Origin of the sequence: Pseudomonas sp. H3(2019) (genome assembly GCF_007713465.1) — a bacterium.
Taxonomy (GTDB): Bacteria; Pseudomonadota; Gammaproteobacteria; order Pseudomonadales; family Pseudomonadaceae; genus Aquipseudomonas.
In genome coordinates this window covers 85,960-102,939 of the sequence record NZ_VMSG01000020.1, presented here as the reverse complement: position 1 = coordinate 102,939, position 16,980 = coordinate 85,960, and the positions used below count along the sequence as shown (strand labels likewise).

Sequence of the window (16,980 nt, the reverse complement as noted above, 5' to 3'; positions counted from 1 at the left end):
CTCCAGACAGGTGGGGCATCGACGCCTGCCGCTGCCCCTTGCCGGAGGTCAGCCATTGCGTCCTCGGGGTCTTGCAGGTCGATCCGCTTGGCAATCGTCACGCCGTCGTTGCAGACCGTCGGGTTAGCCTATTTGTTCTGAATCAACACCGATTTCGATTTCGGCCCAAGGGTCATCCGAACCGCGTCCGTCAGCTGTGTGGCACCGCAGAGGATTTTCTCGCGAGCAGCGGCACGGAACAGAATTTTACTGTGAGCCATCAGGTTGCTCTCCCGAGTCATTCTGCAACAGGCAGGTACATGCAGCTTCCTTGAAATGGCTCGCGCGACGTTGATTTTTATCAACAAAGTCACGACGTCGCGGGACCTTTACAGGTGCCTGCATGTCGCACGTTTTATCAGGACGGGACTAAACGCTGTCACGGTACTCCGCCACCGCTATACGCCATCAAGACCGCGGCTTGACGATCATCAAACTGCAAGGCGCCCGGTTCAGGGTGTTCTCGGCGGTACTGCCGAGAAAGACGTTGATTCCCCGATAGTGCACGGTTCCCATCACAATCATGTCGAATGCATTACTCGCCGCGAAACGCTCGATCATCTTATGCGGGACCCCGGCCAACAGATGCCGTTTCGCCTCTGGAATCTCATAGCGTTCAGCGAGCGTATCAAAGGCTTCAATCTGGGCGTCGCTGACCGCGTCTCTCAAGCTGTCTCGCATGGTCAGGTTTTGCAGGTTCACCCCAGAGTCGCCCGACACAATCCAGCCACTGACATTGAGCAGGTGCAACTTCGCGCCACAGGACACAGCCAGCGTCGACGCAATGTCGAGTATCTGGTCATTAAGCCCCTGCGTCAGCTCTTCAAGATGGGAAAGGTCGATAGCCGCCAGTATTCTCAAGGGCAACGGGTTTCTGGCATCGGTGACCAGGTGCAAGGGGGCCGGACAGTCGCGCAGTAACAGCCAGTCCAGGGGCTTGTAGAAAACCCGTTTGAATGCCGATACGCGCTGGACATCCTTGATCACGATGTCTGCCCCGAAGTCATTCACGTACTCAAGCATCTCCTCGATACTCGGTTTGGCCCAGACCACTTCAGTGGTCACGTGCAGGCCTTTGCACTGCCCGAACCGGGCCTGCTGCTCAAGCCAGTGACAGTGCACCTGCAAATATCCCTCGCGCGCCTGCGCCATCGCCTGGTGGTCAAACAGGCCAGCGACCGCCAGCGCTTCGACATAATCAAATGCCACGATGTGCAGCATCGCGCCTGTCGCTCTTGCCAGGGACTCCGCCCGATCAAACGCGGGGGTACGGGACATTTCGCTCGGAGCGATCAGCAGTAAACGACGAATTTCAAACATCACACACCTCGTCGGCATAAACGGCTCGACAAACAACATCACTGATTGAAGTCAATAGTGAGCGGGCAGGTGCTGGCTGAAGTTGATAAAAATCACAAAAAATTGTCGTCGTGCGCTCAAGACAAAATGTCCCGGGGTTGTCGGCCAGGAAGGCGGCGTAAAACCCGGCGCTTGAGCTAATGGCGTCTAAAATCCTATTCAAATGCCCATGGGGATCAAGGATTGAACCGCCACGCATCGTCCCCCTTATCCCTGAGCCCAGGCCATGAAGAAGAATCACCAGTGGAACCTTTCCTACTTCGCGATCACCTTTCTGGTACTTGCGTTCGCTCAGCTGTTTTTTGTTGACCGCCACTCGGTGCAGAGCATCCCCTACAGTCAGTTCCTGCAACTGTTGGGCGAGCACAAGGTCAGCGAGTTGCGGGTCGAGAAGGACCAGATCAGCGGCAAGCTGCAAGAGCCCATCGACGGCCACGACCTGTTCACCACCGTGCGGGTCGATCCCACGCTGGCGACTGAGTTGGCTCAATCGGGTGTCGGCTTTTCCGGCATCAGCGAAAACACACTGCTGAACGCGCTGCTGGGATGGTTGCTGCCCTTTGCCATGATCATGGTGCTCTGGCATTTCCTGTTCCGCGGCATGGCCGAAAAACAGGGCCTTGGCGGACTGATGAACGTCGGCAAGTCGCGGGCCAAGGTCTTTGTCGAACGTGATACCGGGGTGACCTTTGCCGATGTCGCGGGCATCGATGAAGCCAAGGCCGAGCTGGTGGAAATCGTCTCGTTCCTGAAGGACAAGGCCAAATACGCACGCCTGGGGGCGCATATTCCCAAGGGTACTCTGCTGGTCGGCCCGCCGGGCACCGGCAAGACCCTGGTGGCCAAGGCGATTGCCGGTGAAGCCGGCGTGCCGTTTTTCTCGATTTCCGGTTCCGAATTCGTCGAAATGTTCGTCGGGGTCGGCGCCGCTCGAGTGCGCGACTTGTTTGAGCAGGCGCGGCAGGCGGCACCGTGCATTATTTTCATCGACGAACTCGATGCCCTGGGCAAAATGCGCGGTGTCGGTGCATTTGGCGGCAACGACGAAAAAGAGCAGACCCTTAACCAGTTGCTGGCCGAACTGGACGGTTTCGACCCGCGCGAAGGTGTGGTCCTGCTGGCGGCAACCAACCGGCCGGAGGTCCTCGATCCGGCGCTGCTGCGGGCCGGTCGCTTCGACCGTCAACTGGTGATCGACCGCCCCGATCGAAAAGGCCGACAGGCCATCCTCAAGGTCCATCTGAAAAAAATCACCGTGGCGCCCGACATCGACTCCGAACGTATCGCCGAAATCACCACGGGCTTCACCGGTGCGGACCTGGCGAACCTGATCAACGAAGCTGCCATCGTGGCCACCCGCCGGGGAGGCGAGACCGTCAACCTCGACGATTTCACGGCGGCGGTCGAACGCATCGTCGCGGGGGTGGAACGCAAGAGCAGCCTGTTACGGCCGGACGAGCGCCTGGTGGTGGCCTATCACGAAATGGGCCATGCCCTGGCCGCTGGCAGCTTGCCGGGGATGGACCCGGTACACAAAGTCTCGATCATTCCCCGCTCCATCGGCTCGCTGGGTTATACCCTGCAGCGGCCGACCGAGGATCACTTCCTGATCAGTTGTCAGATGCTCAAGGACCGAATCGCCGTACTGATGGCCGGCCGGGCGGCCGAGTACATCGTCTATGGCCAGATTTCCACCGGCGCCGCCGACGACCTGACCCGGGCGACCGACATCGCCCGACAGTTGATCACCCGTTTCGGCATGAGTGCCGAACTCGGTCAGTCGGTACTGGAACGGCAAAGTCCGACTTATCTGGGCGAGAACATGCCCGGATTTGGCCAGAAGGACTATTCGGAACAAACCGCGCGGGAAATCGACCTGGGCATCCGCGCCTTGCTCGAAGAAGCCTATGGCCGTGCCAAAACGCTGCTCGACAGTCGCCGGGCCGACCTGGACGCCGGCGCCCACCTGCTGCTGGAAAAGGAAACGCTGACGCCAGAGGAGTTTGCGCCGCTGCTACCGCTCAAGGCCGCCCCCGATGGATCGCCATGATTGAGGTCACGCTGATCAATACGCTGGTGGTCATCGTGGCGGTGGTGATCCACTACGAATGCCTGTTACGCCTGAACGACTGGCTACCCACGCTCAGGGCGTGGAGTCGATTCAGAATTGTCGTCGGGGTATTTGGCGCGATGCTGGCCCATGCGCTGGAAGTCTGGTGCTTCGCGCTGGTCTATTACCTGATGACACGCTCCAGCGAATGGGGAAGCCTGAGCGGCAATTTTGACGGCTCGCTCATGGACTGTGTGTACTTTTCCTTCACCACCTTTACCACCATCGGTTTCGGCGACATATCGCCCTTGGGCAAGCTCAAGTACCTGACCGGGCTGCAGGGACTGACCGGCCTGGTACTGATCTCCTGGACTGCATCGTTTCTGTTTCTCGAAATGCAGAAATACTGGAAGAGCAAATAGCGGCCTCGCGGATACGGACCGCCTCCACGGGATCTATGGCCTCATCTCCGTTCGTCGTACACCCGCCTCCGGTTTCTGCATTAAGGACCAGATCAGGCTTTCCACGCCTATGCTTGATACATTCACAGAGGGGCGCGTCATGTCACCGTTTGAAGTCCAACCCCGTCAGGCCCATTACCTCAAGACTGCCTGCTCCAACTGCAGCGTGCTGGAGTTGTGCCTGCCGATTGGCCTGACCGGTCAGGAAGTCGAGCAACTGGACACCCTGATCGTCCAACGCGTGAAGGTGAAAAAAGGCGCCGCGCTGTACCGCACAGGTGACCCGTTGCGCTCGCTTTACGCGGTACGCATAGGGTCTTTCAAGACCAATGTGCTGACTATTGACGGTCGCGAGCAGGTCACCGGCTTTCAAATACCCGGCGAGATGCTTGGCCTCGATGCCATCAGTGCGGACCAGCACGCGTGCAATGCTTTCGCCCTTGAAGACAGCGAAGTGTGTCCCATCCATTTCGCCCAATTGGAGAAGCTCGCCCATGAGCTGCCGTCGCTGCAGCACAACCTGAACAAACTCCTGAGCCGTGAAATCGTCCGGGATCAGGGCATGCTGATGTTGATGGGCAACATGAACTCGGACGAGCGCCTGGCGGCCTTTCTGCTGAACCTGTCGCAGCGGTTTAACATGCGCGGCTACTCGTCCAGGGAGTTTGTATTGAAGATGCGTCGCGAGGAGATCGGCTCCTACCTGGGACTACGCCTGGAAACCATCTGCCGAGGCATTGCCCACCTGCGGGATCAGGCACTGGTCGAGATTTCCGGGCGTAACGTCACAATCCTCGACATCGACGGGCTCAAGCAACTGGTCACCGGCTGTCACCGGGACGCGCCACTTTGACAGCGTAGAGGCCTTTGCTTCTGGAGAATCGGCGTTTTTTCAAGAGATCCGGCACACGCCTGTGCACAGCGATGTCACCTGCTTTGCACTGGACGACGCCAATCAAGCGCTCGCCCACCTGAGGAGCGGTCAGGTCAAAGGCGCCATCGTGCTCACTCCCTGACCGCCCAACCGGGTGACCTGACCGCCAGAATGCTGCCAGGCACCGAGTAAAGCGCCCGTTCGGTGGTGCTGCCAATCAACCGATCCAGCCCGACCCGGTGCACGGTGCCCATCACCACCACGTCGGCCAGGTACTCTTCGACAAACTCAGTCAATGCCCGAACCGGCTGGTCCATGATGAAGTGCCGACGTTCGGGCGGCACACCATAGCGGTCGGCCAGGGTCACAAAGGCCAGGTGCAGGGATTCACGCAGTTCCTCCATGTAATCCAGGCCCCATCCGTCGCTGACCATCGCTACATCGCCATTGAACGCTGGCGACAGGTCATAGGCGTACAGCAAATGCAGCGGCGCATCGCACTGCAGGGCCAGGGCGTTCGCCGTTTGAATGATGGTGTCGTTGAGGCCACTGATCTGGGTTTGCGGGTCGAAGGGGTCGACCGCCGCCACGATCCGATGCGGCAAACTGTAACGGGCCTGGTTGACCAGGTGCACCGGCACCGGGCATTCGCGCAGCAGGTGACAATCAAGTGGCGTGATGAATACCCGTTTGAGCACCGGCTCCAGCGTGGCGTCCTTGATCAGCAGGTCAGGCTTGAACTCCTCGACATGCTTCAGGATATCCAGCAGCGGATGGGTGGTGAAGACCACTTCCACCGAGACTTTCAGCCCCTCACCGCTCAGTCGCTGGATTTCCTCCGACATCCAGCGGCGATAGCGACGCAGGTAACTCTGAAACGCCGCCTCATCGACTTTTTCATCCCACAAATGAACGATCGGCACCGGCTCGACAAAGGCACACACGTGCAAAACCGCCCCACTCGCCTTGGCCAGGGCGACCGCGCGCAGCAAGGCTGGAGATTGATGCAGGGTTCGGTCGGCGATCAGCAGTAAACGTTGATATTGACCCATCACACACCTCGGCTCGGCGCCGGTCGATCCCGCCGGCATGTTCCAAGACTGCGCTCATTGCCCCCAACGCGGTTGATTTACATCAAATCCGGGCCTTTGAGGACGCCTGTGCCGAGTGTCTGATCCAGATCAGATTCGAATGCCGCCGTTGGCGTAATAAAGGTATGAACCGCGTGACCTTCTACTACACGCGGACCTTTTTTCCATCAGATGGAGGATTGCACCATGCTCACTGTCAAGGACCACAACGAACGGGCTGCCGCCGCCTATGCCGCGGTCTCCGGGCAATACTGGATCGAAGCGCTCAGGGACGGTCGGCATGTACTGATCCGGCCATTGACGGAAAAGGACCGCGAGCGCGAATACGCCTTCATCAAGCGCCTGTCCCCGGAATCCCGCCATATGCGCTTTCTGGCGCAGATCAGCGAACCCGGTAAAGCCATGCTCGACCAGTTGATGGACACCGACTGCAAGCAGCGCATGGCTTACATCGCGCTGGTCCACGAAGACGGTAAATTGATCGAAATCGGCGTCAGTCGCTATGCCGCCACCGCCGAACATGAATGCGAATGCGCGATAACCGTCGCCGATGAATGGCAGCACCTGGGGCTGGGTACGCTGTTGATGGAGCACTTGATCAAGACCGCCCGCAAGAACGGTTTTCATCAGATGTATTCCATTGATGCCTCAAGCAATGCCCCCATGCGTGATTTGGCAAAAGCCCTGGGATTTGAAGTCCATAACGATCCTGACGATGCCCGCCAGGTCATTCACCGCCTCATGCTGTAAAAAAAACGCCCCTTGGCGCACCAGACACTGGCACGCCAAGGGGCAATTCAACACTACTGCAGCCGCTCGCCCGGCTTGATCGCCAGCACGCTGCACGGCGCCCGATGCAAGAGATGTTCGGCGGTGCTGCCCAAGAGTTTGTTCAAACCTTTATGGTGTACCGTCCCCATGACGATGACATCGATCTGATGATCCGTCGCAAACTCGCAGATGCTCTGCAGGGGCGCGCCTTCAATGAAGTGGCGACGATCAGCCGGCACGCCGTGGCGTTCGGCCAGGGCCGCAAATGCCTCATGTTGAGCATCCCCCAATGCTTCGTAGATGCCGGTGGCAAGGGGCAATGCACCAACGCCCATGTCCGTGGCGTACACCGCTGCCCAGTCATACACATGCACCAAATCAAGCTCGGCGTCGCACTGTTCGGCCAGCTTCACTGCCGCCTCGACAATCTGATCGTTGAACACCAGGTCCTGGTCTTCACTGCGCAACACATCGATAATTGCCAGAATCTTGTGCGGCCGTGGGTGGCTGGCGTTGGTGACCAGATGCACCGGCACCGGGCAATCGCGCAGCAACTGCCAGTCCAGCGGAGTAAAGAAGATCCGCTTCAACGCGGACTCCTCCTGAGCGTCCTTGATGATCAGGGCCAGAGGCATCTCGTTGACGAAGTGAAGGATCTCTTCATAGGGGTGCTGGACCCAGACCACCTCACTGGTGACCTCAACCCCATGCTTCTTAGCCATTGCGGCTTGCTGCTCAAGCCATTGTCGGTGGTTTTCCAGGTAGCCATCACGGGCTTGCCGGATTCGTTCGGGGGCGAACAGACCGGCCATCGCCAAGGCTTCGATGTAATCGAACGCCACGATATGCAAGGGTAATTGTGCCGCCAGAGCCAGGGCCGTAGCGCGTTCGAACGCCGGAGTACGGGTCATCGCGGGCGGAGCAATCAGCAATAAACGTTGAGTCTGAGACATAAGACACCTCGGCGCTCGGCCATTTCAATGCAGTCGGTAAGACGTTAGATTGAACGTTCCGGGTGCAGGCGACTTGATCTTTATCAGCTCTATGCACTGTTTGCAGGAGCTCGATTGATACAAGCCGCATCGAACGCTTCAGTGCAGCAAGGTGCCCGCCCACATCGCCGCCGTCATCAATACCTGACCTGGGATGACATAAGTGGCGAACGGCCGACCGCCGCTGACCCACGCCACCACGCACTTGCTCAGAGAATTGCTGCTCACCGCGATCAGCACAGGGCCGGCAATGGCATCGAAGGGTAGCTGACCGGCCTTGGCCAGGGAGGCAATGGACGCCGTTGAAGAGTGAGCATCGGCAAAACCGGTGAAGGCCGCCGTCAGCATCATACCCACCTGGCCAAAGTGACTCAGCATCGCAGAAGACAGGAAGGTAATGCCGGTCATGGCCAGTACCACGATCAAGGCCAGCCTGAGATTGAACGCACCACCGACCTTGATCGGCTCGTTGCCGTCCCCCGTCGATCTGGGAAACATCAAGCAAACGCCATACAACCCCGTGACGAAGAGTCCGGATAACAACGGCCCCCACATGCTGCGCAACAGGCCGGGATCGACCGTTCCCAGGATCAGGCCTACCTGAATCACGGTCGCCAGATTGGACAGCATCGCAGCTGCGCTCAGGACTTTTATGTGCGCCGGCTCCCTGGCACTGATATGCCCCATGGCCGCAATGGTCACCGTACCGGAAACGAACCCCGAAGCGATTGCACTGATCGGATAACCGTAGCGGGTGCCCACGGTGCGAACCGCGATATGCCCCACCGCCCCTATCGTCATCAACAGTACGGTCAAGGTACAAATGGTGCGCAAATTGATTGCAGCATAGGGCCCGATATAGCGATCCGGCGCCAGCGGCAGCACCACCAGTGCAGCGACCAACAGCACCAAACCATCGCGCATTTCCGCATTGGTCAACTGACTGCGTGCGAAATGATGCAGCTTCTGGCGATAGGTCAGCAGCCCTGCCATCACCACCCCAATGGCAGTGGCCAGCTCCGGTGCGGTACCACACAGCCCTCCCAGCACCAACACCGTGAGCAAGGCCACTTCACTGGTAATGCCAGGATCCTTTTCAAGGTTCCGCCAATAAGCCACAGTGAGCAGCAGCGCCACACAGATCGCCATGATCCCCAGCAGCAGACCATCGCCCACCTGCATGGCGACATAGCCCAGCAACGCAGTGATCGCGAATGTCCGCAACCCGGCACAGGCACGGCTGTCGCCCCCGCCCTTGTGGCGCTCGCGCTCAAGACCGACCAGCATGCCGATGCCCAGCGCAGCGGCTGCATTGGTCAGGTCGAAGGTTTCACTCATTGGATACGCACCCGGTCATCCCCCCTGACCTCGGCGCTTATCTCGCGAGGTCAGCCAGCACCCGTTGCTCGACCGCCGGGTCGGATCGCGCGCCGGCGGGCTGTCGGAGCAATGGCTTCGTGACAGTGTTTGCCGGCCAGGCATGCGGCGCATTGATGCGCGCCTTGAGTTGCCTGACGAACGCCTCTGCTTCATCCCGACTGTCGAAACCCACCTCCCACACATCCATCTGTACGAGCCAACGGTGTCTTGCCAGTTGTTCTGTTATCTCAATAATCATAGCCGGCCTCGGATCAAGCCTCGCAATCGGGTCTGGGGGTAATGCGTCCTGCGCGGTACGCAAGCGTGAAATGCGCACCATTTTCAGACTGCACCGGGTTCGCAAGCGAGAGATTGATCATGGTCAATAATCAAGAGATTGGAGGTGAAGCAAGCGACCGTATGTCGGACGACAAGACCGGCCTCTCGCCCGTTTGACACAGATCAAGCTCGGGCACCTGGCCAGCGACACGATCAAGTCATGGTTTCAGGAGCTGACAACTCACCGTGCCTACAGTACAGCCGCAGACTTTGTGTCTACCCAGGAGAGGTTTGTCATGTCTGGTCAATCACGTTTCATGCTGATCGTCTCGCCGCTGATGCAGCACAGCCCGGCCTTCGACAGGGCCGCCGCACTGGCCAAGGCCGAAGGTGCGGCGCTGCACATCGTGGCTTTCGACTACCTGGAAGGCCTCGCGACCGCCAGCCTGGTCAACGACCAGGCCCGCGAAGAGATGCGCCTGGGTTATGTCGAACGTCACCGCCTGTGGCTGGAGGAGCAGGCCAGGCCCCTGCGCAAAACTGGCCTGGAGGTCACCACCGAGGTGGTCTGGGTCGAACGCCCGCTCCAGGAAATTCTGATCCATCTCAAAGAACAACCGATCGAATTGCTGATCAAAGCGCTGCAGCACGAATCGCTGCTCTCGCGGCTGATGTTCACGCCGCTCGACGTGCATTTGCTGCGCGAATGTCCAGTACCGCTACATTTCGTCAGTAACGCCATCCATGCCTTGCCTCGCAAGGTTGTTGCAGCGGTCGATCCCTTCCATCGCGATAAACAGTACCAGGGCTTGAACGACCGGATACTCCACGAAGCGGTCAAACTGGCGAGCGCCTGCAATGCCGAGGTCGACGTCGTCTATGCCTATGACCTTTCCTCCATCAGTGCCGACGAATTCGACTTCAACAACGTTTCGACCTTCTTCTCTTCAGACAAAGCCAAGACCCTGTTCGACGCTCAGGGGGAGGCGTTCAACGAACTTGCCGAGCGCAACGGCATCCCGCCGGAACAGCGTCACATGATCATGGGCAACCCGGGCAAGGTCCTGGTCAACTATGCCAACGTCAATCAGGTCGATGTTATTGTCATGGGCCGGATCAGCCATCGAGGGCTGGACCGGCTGGTCGGCAGTACGGCAGAAAGCCTGTTGTACAAAATGCCCTGCAGTGTCTGGATCGTGTCGCCCGAAGAACTTGCTGAGTGAGGCAAATGGCACGCTCTACGATAGCGATGCCGACTGCGAGAAGAACCGTGACTGCGCCAGAAGATTGAGCAACAGTGCGCTAAGATTGCCGCACTCGCCTCCTCCGACGAGGTTCTGCGTCAAACAGAACGACGTGAAAGGAAAGCGATCTGACCCACAAACAAGGGTCTGTTGCTAAATTAGGGAGTCAACAATGGAAGAAACGGTTAACAAGGGCCCGGAAAACATGAGCGCAGAGCCAGAGACGTCCCCCGAGGCACTGCAGCTGAGCAGCACGGAGCTGCGCATTCTCGGCTCATTGATCGAGAAACAGGCGACCAGCCCGGAGACGTATCCACTGACCCTTAATGCACTGGTCATCGCCTGTAACCAGAAAACCAGCCGGGAACCGGTGATGAACCTCAGCCAGGGCCAGGTCGGGCAAAGTTTGCGCGCCCTGGAAGGTCGAGGCTTCACCAAACTGGTCATGGGCAGCCGCGCCGATCGCTGGGAGCATCGGCTCGACAAGGCGCTGGAACTGGTGCCGGCCCAGGTTATTCTGGCCGGCTTGCTGTTTCTGCGCGGTCCGCAGACGGTCAACGAACTGCTGACACGCAGCGGCCGCATGCACGACTTCGAAGATGCCGAACAGGTTGTGCATCAACTGGAACGCTTGATTGCCCGCGGGCTCGCGATGTTGCTGCCGCGCCAGTCGGGCCAGCGCGAAGACCGCTACATGCACGCACTGGGCGACCCGGCAGATATCGAAGCGATCCTCGCCGCCCGCCAGAACCCGACGGAACGTGGCGCCAGCAGCGGCGTGTCGGTGGAGCGCATCGAAGAACTCGAAGCGCGGATCGCGGCGCTCGAAGAGCGTCTGGCGCGCCTCGAGTAACCCTGCCACCCGGCCCCGCAGCGTCTGATCAGCTGCGGGCGAACGCCACGGCCTTGTGGAACTGCTCATCGCTGGGACGCACGCCGGTGTACAGCACAAACTGCTCAAGCGCTTGAATGGCGATCACTTCAAGCCCGGTGATGACCCGCTTGCCTGCGGCACGAGCACGCACGATCAGCGGCGTTTCCGAGGGGATCGCCACCACATCGAAGACAGTTTCCGCGGAATCGATGGCATCAGCGTCAAAAGCCAGCTGATCGGCCTCCGCGCCACCGCTCATGCCAATCGGCGTGACATTGACCAACATCCGCGGGCGCTCGCTGCCGAGCGCTGCTTGCCAGCGATACCCCAGCGAGTCGGCCAAGGCACGACCAGCGCTTTCATTACGCGCCACGATCAGGCCGTTTTGATAACCACCGTCGCGCAAGGCACTGGCCACCGCTTTGGCCATCCCGCCGCTGCCGCGCAAGGCGAACGTCGAGTCCTGCGGCACCGCATGGGTTTTCAGCAGTTGCTCGATGGCGATGTAATCGGTGTTGTAAGCCTTGAGGTGACCGTTGGTGTTGACGATGGTATTGATCGAGGCAATGGCTTGCGCCGACGCGTCCAGCTCATCGACCAGTGCGATGCAGGCTTCCTTGAAGGGCATCGATACGCCGCAGCCGCGAATACCCAGGGCACGAATCCCGCCAATCGCCCCCGGCAGATCCTGACTGCTGAACGCCTTGTAATAGAAATTCAGGCCCAGTTGCTCATACAGATGGTTGTGGAAACGCAGGCCGAAATTCCCGGGGCGCCCAGACAGTGACATGCACAGTTGGGTGTCTTTATTCGGGTTCATCAGCATGTGGTTCTCCTTCAAATTGCACTTTCAGATGGACGGGATTGGCCATCGCATCGGGTTTATCCGATGATAGCGAGGCCTCTGGCCCGGCGGGCATGTAAAGGTAAAGATGCCGGTACAGACCTTACACAATATTTACTCTGACGCGTCGCAGATTCGCCAAAAAACGCTGTCTTAGAGTTATCCCCGCAACTATCCTTGAATCTATTGAAGGCTCAAGCGCGTTGGGGCGAAAACACGAGGAATTATCATGATCCGCAAACTCCCTGTAATAGCCTTGCTGATCGGTGCATTTGCTGTCGCAGGACAGGCGCAAGCCCATGGCTACTATTATGGTCATGGCCGTGGCGGCGGCTGGGGCTGGGGTGCACCGCTCGCCGTCGGCGCTGTGGTAGGCGCGGTGGTCGCGGGATCAGTCATGGCCAACGAGCGTCCGGTTTACGTACAACAACAACCGGTCTACGTTCAACCGCAGCCGGTCTATGTTCAACCGCAGCCGGTGTACGTCCAGCCCGCACCGGTTTACGTCCAGCCACAGGGGTATTACGTTCAGCCCCGTTACTGAAACCCAGGCGGGTAATCACTGCCAGTTACACAACACAGGCTCCGTCTCGACGGGGCCTGTTTTCGTTCTGCGGTCAGAACAATGTCTGAATAAATCTCGCCAAGGTCGCTACCGGGACAGTGACTGCGGTTAAATTTGGCATGATTGATCCGACGAATGCCCTGGCTTGTGCGCTATAACCGTCATATTTATGTCATGACAGTTCAGCAAGCTTTGAATTGTCCGTAATAAACGGTTCATAACAACAAGGACGACCCTTATGCCCACGCAAAACCCGCACCGCATTGTTGGACTCTGTACCTCAAGCAAGGTCTATAACGCATTGACCGAGCTCAAACACCTGGAAGGCCATCGCAGTGCCAAGTTTCTCTCGCTGCTCGCCGAAAACCTGGTGCGCAAAGGCCTGCTCAATGATCATGAAGTGATGAACATGCTCGACCAGGTCGTCGACTGACAGCGGCCATTCGCCACGTTGTTGTCAATGTCCACTATCGAGCGCGTTGATTTTCCGTTGAACCGCCGGGTCAGTAAGGTAGCTCTATAGATTGATGGAGGTACTTATGCCCAAGGTTCAGATCATGTCCGTTATCGGCAGCGCCGTTCCTGCACCGCTCAGAGAGCTGGGATTGCTCGCCTGTTGGTATCTGGTTCAGGACGGCGTTGCGATCAGCGGCCCGCTCACTTCACTGCCCGCCGCCCAGGCTCTGTCGCAACGTATCGGCACCTACGCGCTGGGCGCTTAAGGCAACTGCACTCGCGGCCTGGTGTCGATGTACAAGTCCCAACTCGACATGAACAGCGCGGCGATCAACGGTCCAATGACAAAACCGTTGAGCCCGAAGATCGCCAGACCGCCCAAGGTCGAGATCAGGACCAGGTAATCCGGCATCCTGGTGTCCTTGCCCACCAGGGTCGGACGCAGAATATTGTCTACCAGACCGATCACAAACACCCCGAACAAGCCCAGCACCACACCCTGCCAGATCGCGCCGCTGAGCAGGAAGTACGCGGACACTGGCCCCCAGACAATCGCCGCCCCCACTGCGGGTAACAGCGACAGAAACGCCATTATCACCGCCCAGAGTAATGCACTGGGAATGTCCAGAAACCAGAAAACCAACCCACCCAGCGCGCCTTGCGTGATCGCCATCAGCAGGTTGCCTTTGACTGTGGCGCGTACCACGCGATTGAATTTGAGCTGCAGGCGGCGCTTTTGATGTTCAGCCAACGGCACGGCTGCGCGGACTTTGCGCGCCAGTTCGGCACCGTCGCGCAGAAAGAAGAACAACAGGTAGAGCATGACAAAAAAGCTCACCACTACGTCGACAGTGCCCTGACCGAAGCTGAACGCCTTACTGGCGAAAAACTCGCTGCCCTGCATCGCGCTCTTGACGATTTTCTCGCGCAAAGCGTTCAGCTCTCCCATGCCGAAGCGATCCAGCAGATGCTGAAAATACGGCGGCAGGCTGTGTTTGAACTGAGCCAGATAGCTGGCGATGTCTAGTTGGCCGCTCTCGATATCCTTGTAGATGTTCGCACCCTCCTGCACCAGCAAGATGCTGGTAATGATCACCGGCAAAATGGCAATGACCAGACAGATGCTCAAGGTGCAGAGGGCCGTCAGGTTACGGTGCCAGCCGAACTTCACTTGCAGCCGACGCTGCAGGGGTGCGAAGACAATGCCGAGAATCACTGCCCAGAACACCGCGCCGTAGAACGGCAGCAGAATCCAGATGAACGCGGCGGTCACCAGCACCAATAGCACCAACAGTGATTTGTCTCGCCCAACGGTTTCATTCATGTCCGATCCCTGCCAGTAGCACGCAGACACTGACTGCCTCTTCAAGGTCAGTCGACACGTCCGAGCGCCCTCTTTTGTTCACTCAGCATAGATCCAGATCAATAAACGCCCCGCGCAACTGCTCTACCCTCGCGAGCTTTTGTGATCGATGCCCTCATGACCCTCGCCACGCCTGAACTGCTTGCCCCTGCCGGCACCCTGAAAAACATGCGCTACGCCTTCGCCTACGGCGCCGATGCGGTCTACGCCGGCCAGCCGCGCTACAGCTTGCGCGTGCGCAATAACGAGTTCGATCATGCCAACCTGGCCCTCGGAATCCGCGAGGCCCAGGCCCAGGGCAAGCGTTTCTATGTGGTGGTGAACATTGCCCCGCACAACGCCAAGCTGAAAACCTTCCTCAAGGACATTGAGCCGGTCATCGCCATGGCCCCGGATGCGCTGATCATGTCTGACCCCGGATTGATCATGCTGGTGCGCCGGCATTTCCCGCAGATGCCGATTCACCTTTCGGTGCAAGCCAACACGGTGAACTGGGCCAGCGCCGAGTTCTGGCAGCAGCAAGGTCTGAGCCGGATCATCCTGTCACGGGAGCTGTCGCTGGAAGAAATCGCCGAGATTCGCCAACAAGTCCCCGCCATGGAGCTGGAAGTGTTCGTTCACGGCGCATTGTGCATGGCCTATTCCGGGCGCTGCCTGCTGTCGGGTTACATGAACAGGCGCGATGCCAATCAGGGCACCTGCACCAATGCCTGTCGCTGGAAATACTCCGCACAGCCCGCCATGGAAAACACCGCAGGCGAGATTGTTCAGGCGTTTATCCCGGAGCCAACGCTGGGCATCGGCGCGCCCACCGACCAGGTGTTTTTGCTCCAGGAAGCCAACCGCCCCGATGAACTGATGCCGGCCTTCGAGGACGAACACGGCACCTACATCATGAACGCCAAGGATTTGCGCGCGGTGCAGCATGTCGATCGCTTGACGCGGATGGGCGTCCACTCGTTGAAGATCGAAGGCCGGACCAAATCGCACTTCTACTGCGCCCGGACCACTCAGGTCTATCGCCGCGCCATCGACGATGCCGTGGCCGGCCGCGAGTTCGATCGCAGCCTGATGACCGACCTCGAATCGCTGGCCCAGCGTGGCTACACCGAAGGCTTCCTGCGCCGCCATGTGCACGACGAATACCAGAACTACCAGAACGGCAGCTCGGTCTCGGAGCGCCAGCAGTTCGTCGGTGAACTGACCGGCGAGCGCCGAGACCGGCTGGCCGAGGTCAAGGTGAAGAACCGCTTTGGTTTGGGCGATCACATGGAATTGATGACGCCCAAAGGCAATTTCCACTTCGACTTGCATCAGTTGCAAAGTGCCAAAGGCGAAGCGATTGAAGTAGCGCCGGGGGACGGGCACACCGTGTATCTACCGATTCCGGACGCGGTGGATTTGCGGTTTGGGTTGTTGATGCGGGATGTGCGTGAAGATTGAAACCCACTCTGATTGATCGTTCCCACGCTCTGCGTGGGAATGCATCTCGTGACGCTCCGCGTCACTTTCAAAGCGGACGCAGAGCATCCATGGCGGCGTTCCCACGCAGGAGCGTGGGAACGATCGGGAATAGCTGTCTGTCAGGCGCTTAGATCCTGAACTGCCCTACCAGCTTGCCCAACCGCTGGCCCAAATCCGCCAGGCTGCGGGAGGTTTGCGCGCCGAGCTGGGTTTCGTCGGCGACGCTGTCCACGGCGACGGCGATCTGATGCACGCTGCGGTTGATCTCTTCGGCCACCGCGGTTTGCTCTTCGGCGGCGCTGGCGATCTGCGCGTTCATCGAATTGATGGTGCCAATCAACTGGGCCATGGTGTCCAGCGAAGCGCCCGCCTGATTGGCCTGGGCCGAGGTTCCCTCACCGGCCTCGCTGGAGCGGCGCATGGCATCGACCGCCGACTGTGTGCCAGCCTGCAAGCGGTCGATCATGCCCTGAATTTCCTGAGTGCTTTGCTGAGTGCGACTGGCCAGCGCGCGCACCTCATCGGCGACCACTGCAAAGCCACGCCCGGCTTCACCGGCGCGAGCGGCTTCGATGGCGGCGTTCAGCGCCAGCAAGTTAGTCTGATCGGCAATCGAACGGATCACCCCCAGCACGCTGACAATCGACGACACGTCCTGCTGCAAACTGTCGAGAGAAACCCCGCTGCTGCGAATATCTTTCACCAAGGCATGGATCTGCGAAATGCTCCCGGCCACCACGCGCTTGGCCGCCTGACCTTCTTCGTCGGTTTGCTGGGCCGCAACCGCAGCGCCTTGAGCGCTTTTCGCCACTTCCTGCGCCGCCGCCGACATCTCGTTGATTGCCGTGGCCACCTGATCCGTCTCGTGACGTTGACGTTCCATGGCCTGATCCGA

Annotated in this window: 18 protein-coding genes and 2 pseudogenes; 11 read left to right on the top strand and 9 right to left on the bottom strand. The window is 59.1% G+C overall.

The window, feature by feature from the left end:
• Nucleotides 1-32: 32 nt before the first annotated feature.
• Together FPT12_RS19880 and FPT12_RS19875 are read right to left on the bottom strand one after the other, a co-directional pair.
• A pseudogene (locus FPT12_RS19880) lies at nucleotides 33-260 on the bottom strand (TCP-1/cpn60 chaperonin family protein); the annotation flags it as partial.
• 187 nt (nucleotides 261-447) lie between these two features.
• Nucleotides 448-1,359 (bottom strand): universal stress protein, encoded by a 912-nt coding sequence (locus FPT12_RS19875; RefSeq protein ID WP_145018994.1) that lies wholly within the window; start codon nucleotides 1,357-1,359, stop codon nucleotides 448-450.
• Between the two features lie 265 nt (nucleotides 1,360-1,624).
• Between FPT12_RS19875 and ftsH the strand changes: the two genes are divergently transcribed.
• The 4 genes and pseudogenes from ftsH to FPT12_RS28220 form a co-directional block, all read left to right on the top strand.
• Complete coding sequence (gene ftsH, locus FPT12_RS19870) at nucleotides 1,625-3,448, top strand: ATP-dependent zinc metalloprotease FtsH (RefSeq protein WP_145018914.1); 1,824 nt, start codon at nucleotides 1,625-1,627, stop codon at nucleotides 3,446-3,448.
• The gene (locus FPT12_RS19865) at nucleotides 3,445-3,870 is read left to right on the top strand and encodes a potassium channel family protein (protein WP_145018911.1); all 426 of its coding nucleotides are present in this window, start codon (nucleotides 3,445-3,447) and stop codon (nucleotides 3,868-3,870) included. Before ftsH ends, FPT12_RS19865 begins: the two co-directional genes overlap by 4 nt.
• A gap of 139 nt (nucleotides 3,871-4,009) precedes the next feature.
• Nucleotides 4,010-4,762: a fumarate/nitrate reduction transcriptional regulator Fnr gene (gene fnr, locus FPT12_RS19860; RefSeq protein WP_145018908.1), complete on the top strand. Its 753-nt coding sequence runs from the start codon at nucleotides 4,010-4,012 to the stop codon at nucleotides 4,760-4,762.
• Between the two features lie 28 nt (nucleotides 4,763-4,790).
• A pseudogene (locus FPT12_RS28220) lies at nucleotides 4,791-4,925 on the top strand (alcohol dehydrogenase); the annotation flags it as partial.
• Here the strand turns inward: FPT12_RS28220 and FPT12_RS19850 are convergent.
• Nucleotides 4,915-5,835 (bottom strand): universal stress protein, encoded by a 921-nt coding sequence (locus tag FPT12_RS19850; protein WP_145018905.1) that lies wholly within the window; start codon nucleotides 5,833-5,835, stop codon nucleotides 4,915-4,917. The pseudogene FPT12_RS28220 and the gene FPT12_RS19850 overlap by 11 nt on opposite strands.
• Nucleotides 5,836-6,060: 225 nt before the next feature.
• Here FPT12_RS19850 and FPT12_RS19845 point away from each other — a divergent pair, with 225 nt between their 5' ends.
• Complete coding sequence (locus FPT12_RS19845) at nucleotides 6,061-6,624, top strand: GNAT family N-acetyltransferase (protein ID WP_145018902.1); 564 nt, start codon at nucleotides 6,061-6,063, stop codon at nucleotides 6,622-6,624.
• 53 nt (nucleotides 6,625-6,677) lie between these two features.
• Here FPT12_RS19845 and FPT12_RS19840 read toward each other — a convergent pair whose 3' ends face one another.
• The 3 genes from FPT12_RS19840 to FPT12_RS19830 form a co-directional block, all read right to left on the bottom strand.
• The gene (locus FPT12_RS19840; RefSeq protein WP_145018899.1) at nucleotides 6,678-7,598 is read right to left on the bottom strand and encodes a universal stress protein; all 921 of its coding nucleotides are present in this window, start codon (nucleotides 7,596-7,598) and stop codon (nucleotides 6,678-6,680) included.
• Between the two features lie 138 nt (nucleotides 7,599-7,736).
• On the bottom strand, nucleotides 7,737-8,975 hold the full coding sequence (locus tag FPT12_RS19835; protein WP_145018896.1) for an MgtC/SapB family protein: 1,239 nt from the start codon (nucleotides 8,973-8,975) through the stop codon (nucleotides 7,737-7,739).
• Nucleotides 8,976-9,012: 37 nt separating this feature from the next.
• A complete protein-coding gene (locus FPT12_RS19830) occupies nucleotides 9,013-9,255 on the bottom strand; it encodes a hypothetical protein (RefSeq protein ID WP_145018893.1) in 243 nt (80 codons plus the stop codon).
• 316 nt (nucleotides 9,256-9,571) lie between these two features.
• On the opposite strand from FPT12_RS19830, the gene FPT12_RS19825 reads away from it, so the two are divergent.
• Nucleotides 9,572-10,498, top strand: a complete 927-nt coding sequence (locus FPT12_RS19825; protein ID WP_145018890.1) for a universal stress protein — start codon at nucleotides 9,572-9,574, stop codon at nucleotides 10,496-10,498.
• 226 nt (nucleotides 10,499-10,724) lie between these two features.
• The gene (locus FPT12_RS19820; RefSeq protein ID WP_145018991.1) at nucleotides 10,725-11,372 is read left to right on the top strand and encodes a YceH family protein; all 648 of its coding nucleotides are present in this window, start codon (nucleotides 10,725-10,727) and stop codon (nucleotides 11,370-11,372) included.
• 28 nt (nucleotides 11,373-11,400) lie between these two features.
• Here FPT12_RS19820 and FPT12_RS19815 read toward each other — a convergent pair whose 3' ends face one another.
• Entirely contained in the window at nucleotides 11,401-12,219 is an 819-nt protein-coding gene (locus FPT12_RS19815; protein WP_145018887.1) for a shikimate 5-dehydrogenase, read from the bottom strand.
• 247 nt (nucleotides 12,220-12,466) lie between these two features.
• Here FPT12_RS19815 and FPT12_RS19810 point away from each other — a divergent pair, with 247 nt between their 5' ends.
• From FPT12_RS19810 to FPT12_RS19800, 3 genes are all read left to right on the top strand, one after another.
• Nucleotides 12,467-12,781: a hypothetical protein gene (locus tag FPT12_RS19810; protein ID WP_123582951.1), complete on the top strand. Its 315-nt coding sequence runs from the start codon at nucleotides 12,467-12,469 to the stop codon at nucleotides 12,779-12,781.
• Nucleotides 12,782-13,040: 259 nt separating this feature from the next.
• Entirely contained in the window at nucleotides 13,041-13,235 is a 195-nt protein-coding gene (locus FPT12_RS19805) for a hypothetical protein (protein ID WP_054596479.1), read from the top strand.
• Nucleotides 13,236-13,341: 106 nt separating this feature from the next.
• Entirely contained in the window at nucleotides 13,342-13,524 is a 183-nt protein-coding gene (locus tag FPT12_RS19800) for a hypothetical protein (protein ID WP_019692817.1), read from the top strand.
• Here FPT12_RS19800 and FPT12_RS19795 read toward each other — a convergent pair.
• Nucleotides 13,521-14,582, bottom strand: coding sequence for an AI-2E family transporter (locus FPT12_RS19795; RefSeq protein ID WP_145018884.1), 1,062 nt, complete (start codon nucleotides 14,580-14,582; stop codon nucleotides 13,521-13,523). The two genes, FPT12_RS19800 and FPT12_RS19795, sit on opposite strands and share 4 nt — an antisense overlap.
• A 156-nt stretch (nucleotides 14,583-14,738) precedes the next feature.
• Between FPT12_RS19795 and yegQ the strand changes: the two genes are divergently transcribed.
• Entirely contained in the window at nucleotides 14,739-16,064 is a 1,326-nt protein-coding gene (gene yegQ, locus FPT12_RS19790) for a tRNA 5-hydroxyuridine modification protein YegQ (protein WP_145018988.1), read from the top strand.
• Nucleotides 16,065-16,212: 148 nt separating this feature from the next.
• Here yegQ and FPT12_RS28405 read toward each other — a convergent pair whose 3' ends face one another.
• Nucleotides 16,213-16,968 (bottom strand): methyl-accepting chemotaxis protein, encoded by a 756-nt coding sequence (locus FPT12_RS28405; RefSeq protein WP_371922597.1) that lies wholly within the window; start codon nucleotides 16,966-16,968, stop codon nucleotides 16,213-16,215.
• Between the last annotated feature and the right edge of the window lie 12 nt (nucleotides 16,969-16,980).

Bases quoted from the DNA above. Each gene is read 5' to 3' on its own strand.
- FPT12_RS19875 (WP_145018994.1), bottom strand. From the start codon at position 1,359: ATGTTTGAAATTCGTCGTTTACTGCTGATCGCTCCGAGCGAAATGTCC.
- ftsH (WP_145018914.1), top strand. From the start codon at position 1,625: ATGAAGAAGAATCACCAGTGGAACCTTTCCTACTTCGCGATCACCTTT.
- FPT12_RS19865 (WP_145018911.1), top strand. From the start codon at position 3,445: ATGATTGAGGTCACGCTGATCAATACGCTGGTGGTCATCGTGGCGGTG.
- fnr (WP_145018908.1), top strand. From the start codon at position 4,010: ATGTCACCGTTTGAAGTCCAACCCCGTCAGGCCCATTACCTCAAGACT.
- FPT12_RS19850 (WP_145018905.1), bottom strand. From the start codon at position 5,835: ATGGGTCAATATCAACGTTTACTGCTGATCGCCGACCGAACCCTGCAT.
- FPT12_RS19845 (WP_145018902.1), top strand. From the start codon at position 6,061: ATGCTCACTGTCAAGGACCACAACGAACGGGCTGCCGCCGCCTATGCC.
- FPT12_RS19840 (WP_145018899.1), bottom strand. From the start codon at position 7,598: ATGTCTCAGACTCAACGTTTATTGCTGATTGCTCCGCCCGCGATGACC.
- FPT12_RS19835 (WP_145018896.1), bottom strand. From the start codon at position 8,975: ATGAGTGAAACCTTCGACCTGACCAATGCAGCCGCTGCGCTGGGCATC.
- FPT12_RS19830 (WP_145018893.1), bottom strand. From the start codon at position 9,255: ATGATTATTGAGATAACAGAACAACTGGCAAGACACCGTTGGCTCGTA.
- FPT12_RS19825 (WP_145018890.1), top strand. From the start codon at position 9,572: ATGTCTGGTCAATCACGTTTCATGCTGATCGTCTCGCCGCTGATGCAG.
- FPT12_RS19820 (WP_145018991.1), top strand. From the start codon at position 10,725: ATGAGCGCAGAGCCAGAGACGTCCCCCGAGGCACTGCAGCTGAGCAGC.
- FPT12_RS19815 (WP_145018887.1), bottom strand. From the start codon at position 12,219: ATGCTGATGAACCCGAATAAAGACACCCAACTGTGCATGTCACTGTCT.
- FPT12_RS19810 (WP_123582951.1), top strand. From the start codon at position 12,467: ATGATCCGCAAACTCCCTGTAATAGCCTTGCTGATCGGTGCATTTGCT.
- FPT12_RS19805 (WP_054596479.1), top strand. From the start codon at position 13,041: ATGCCCACGCAAAACCCGCACCGCATTGTTGGACTCTGTACCTCAAGC.
- FPT12_RS19800 (WP_019692817.1), top strand. From the start codon at position 13,342: ATGCCCAAGGTTCAGATCATGTCCGTTATCGGCAGCGCCGTTCCTGCA.
- FPT12_RS19795 (WP_145018884.1), bottom strand. From the start codon at position 14,582: ATGAATGAAACCGTTGGGCGAGACAAATCACTGTTGGTGCTATTGGTG.
- yegQ (WP_145018988.1), top strand. From the start codon at position 14,739: ATGACCCTCGCCACGCCTGAACTGCTTGCCCCTGCCGGCACCCTGAAA.
- FPT12_RS28405 (WP_371922597.1), bottom strand. From the start codon at position 16,968: ATGGAACGTCAACGTCACGAGACGGATCAGGTGGCCACGGCAATCAAC.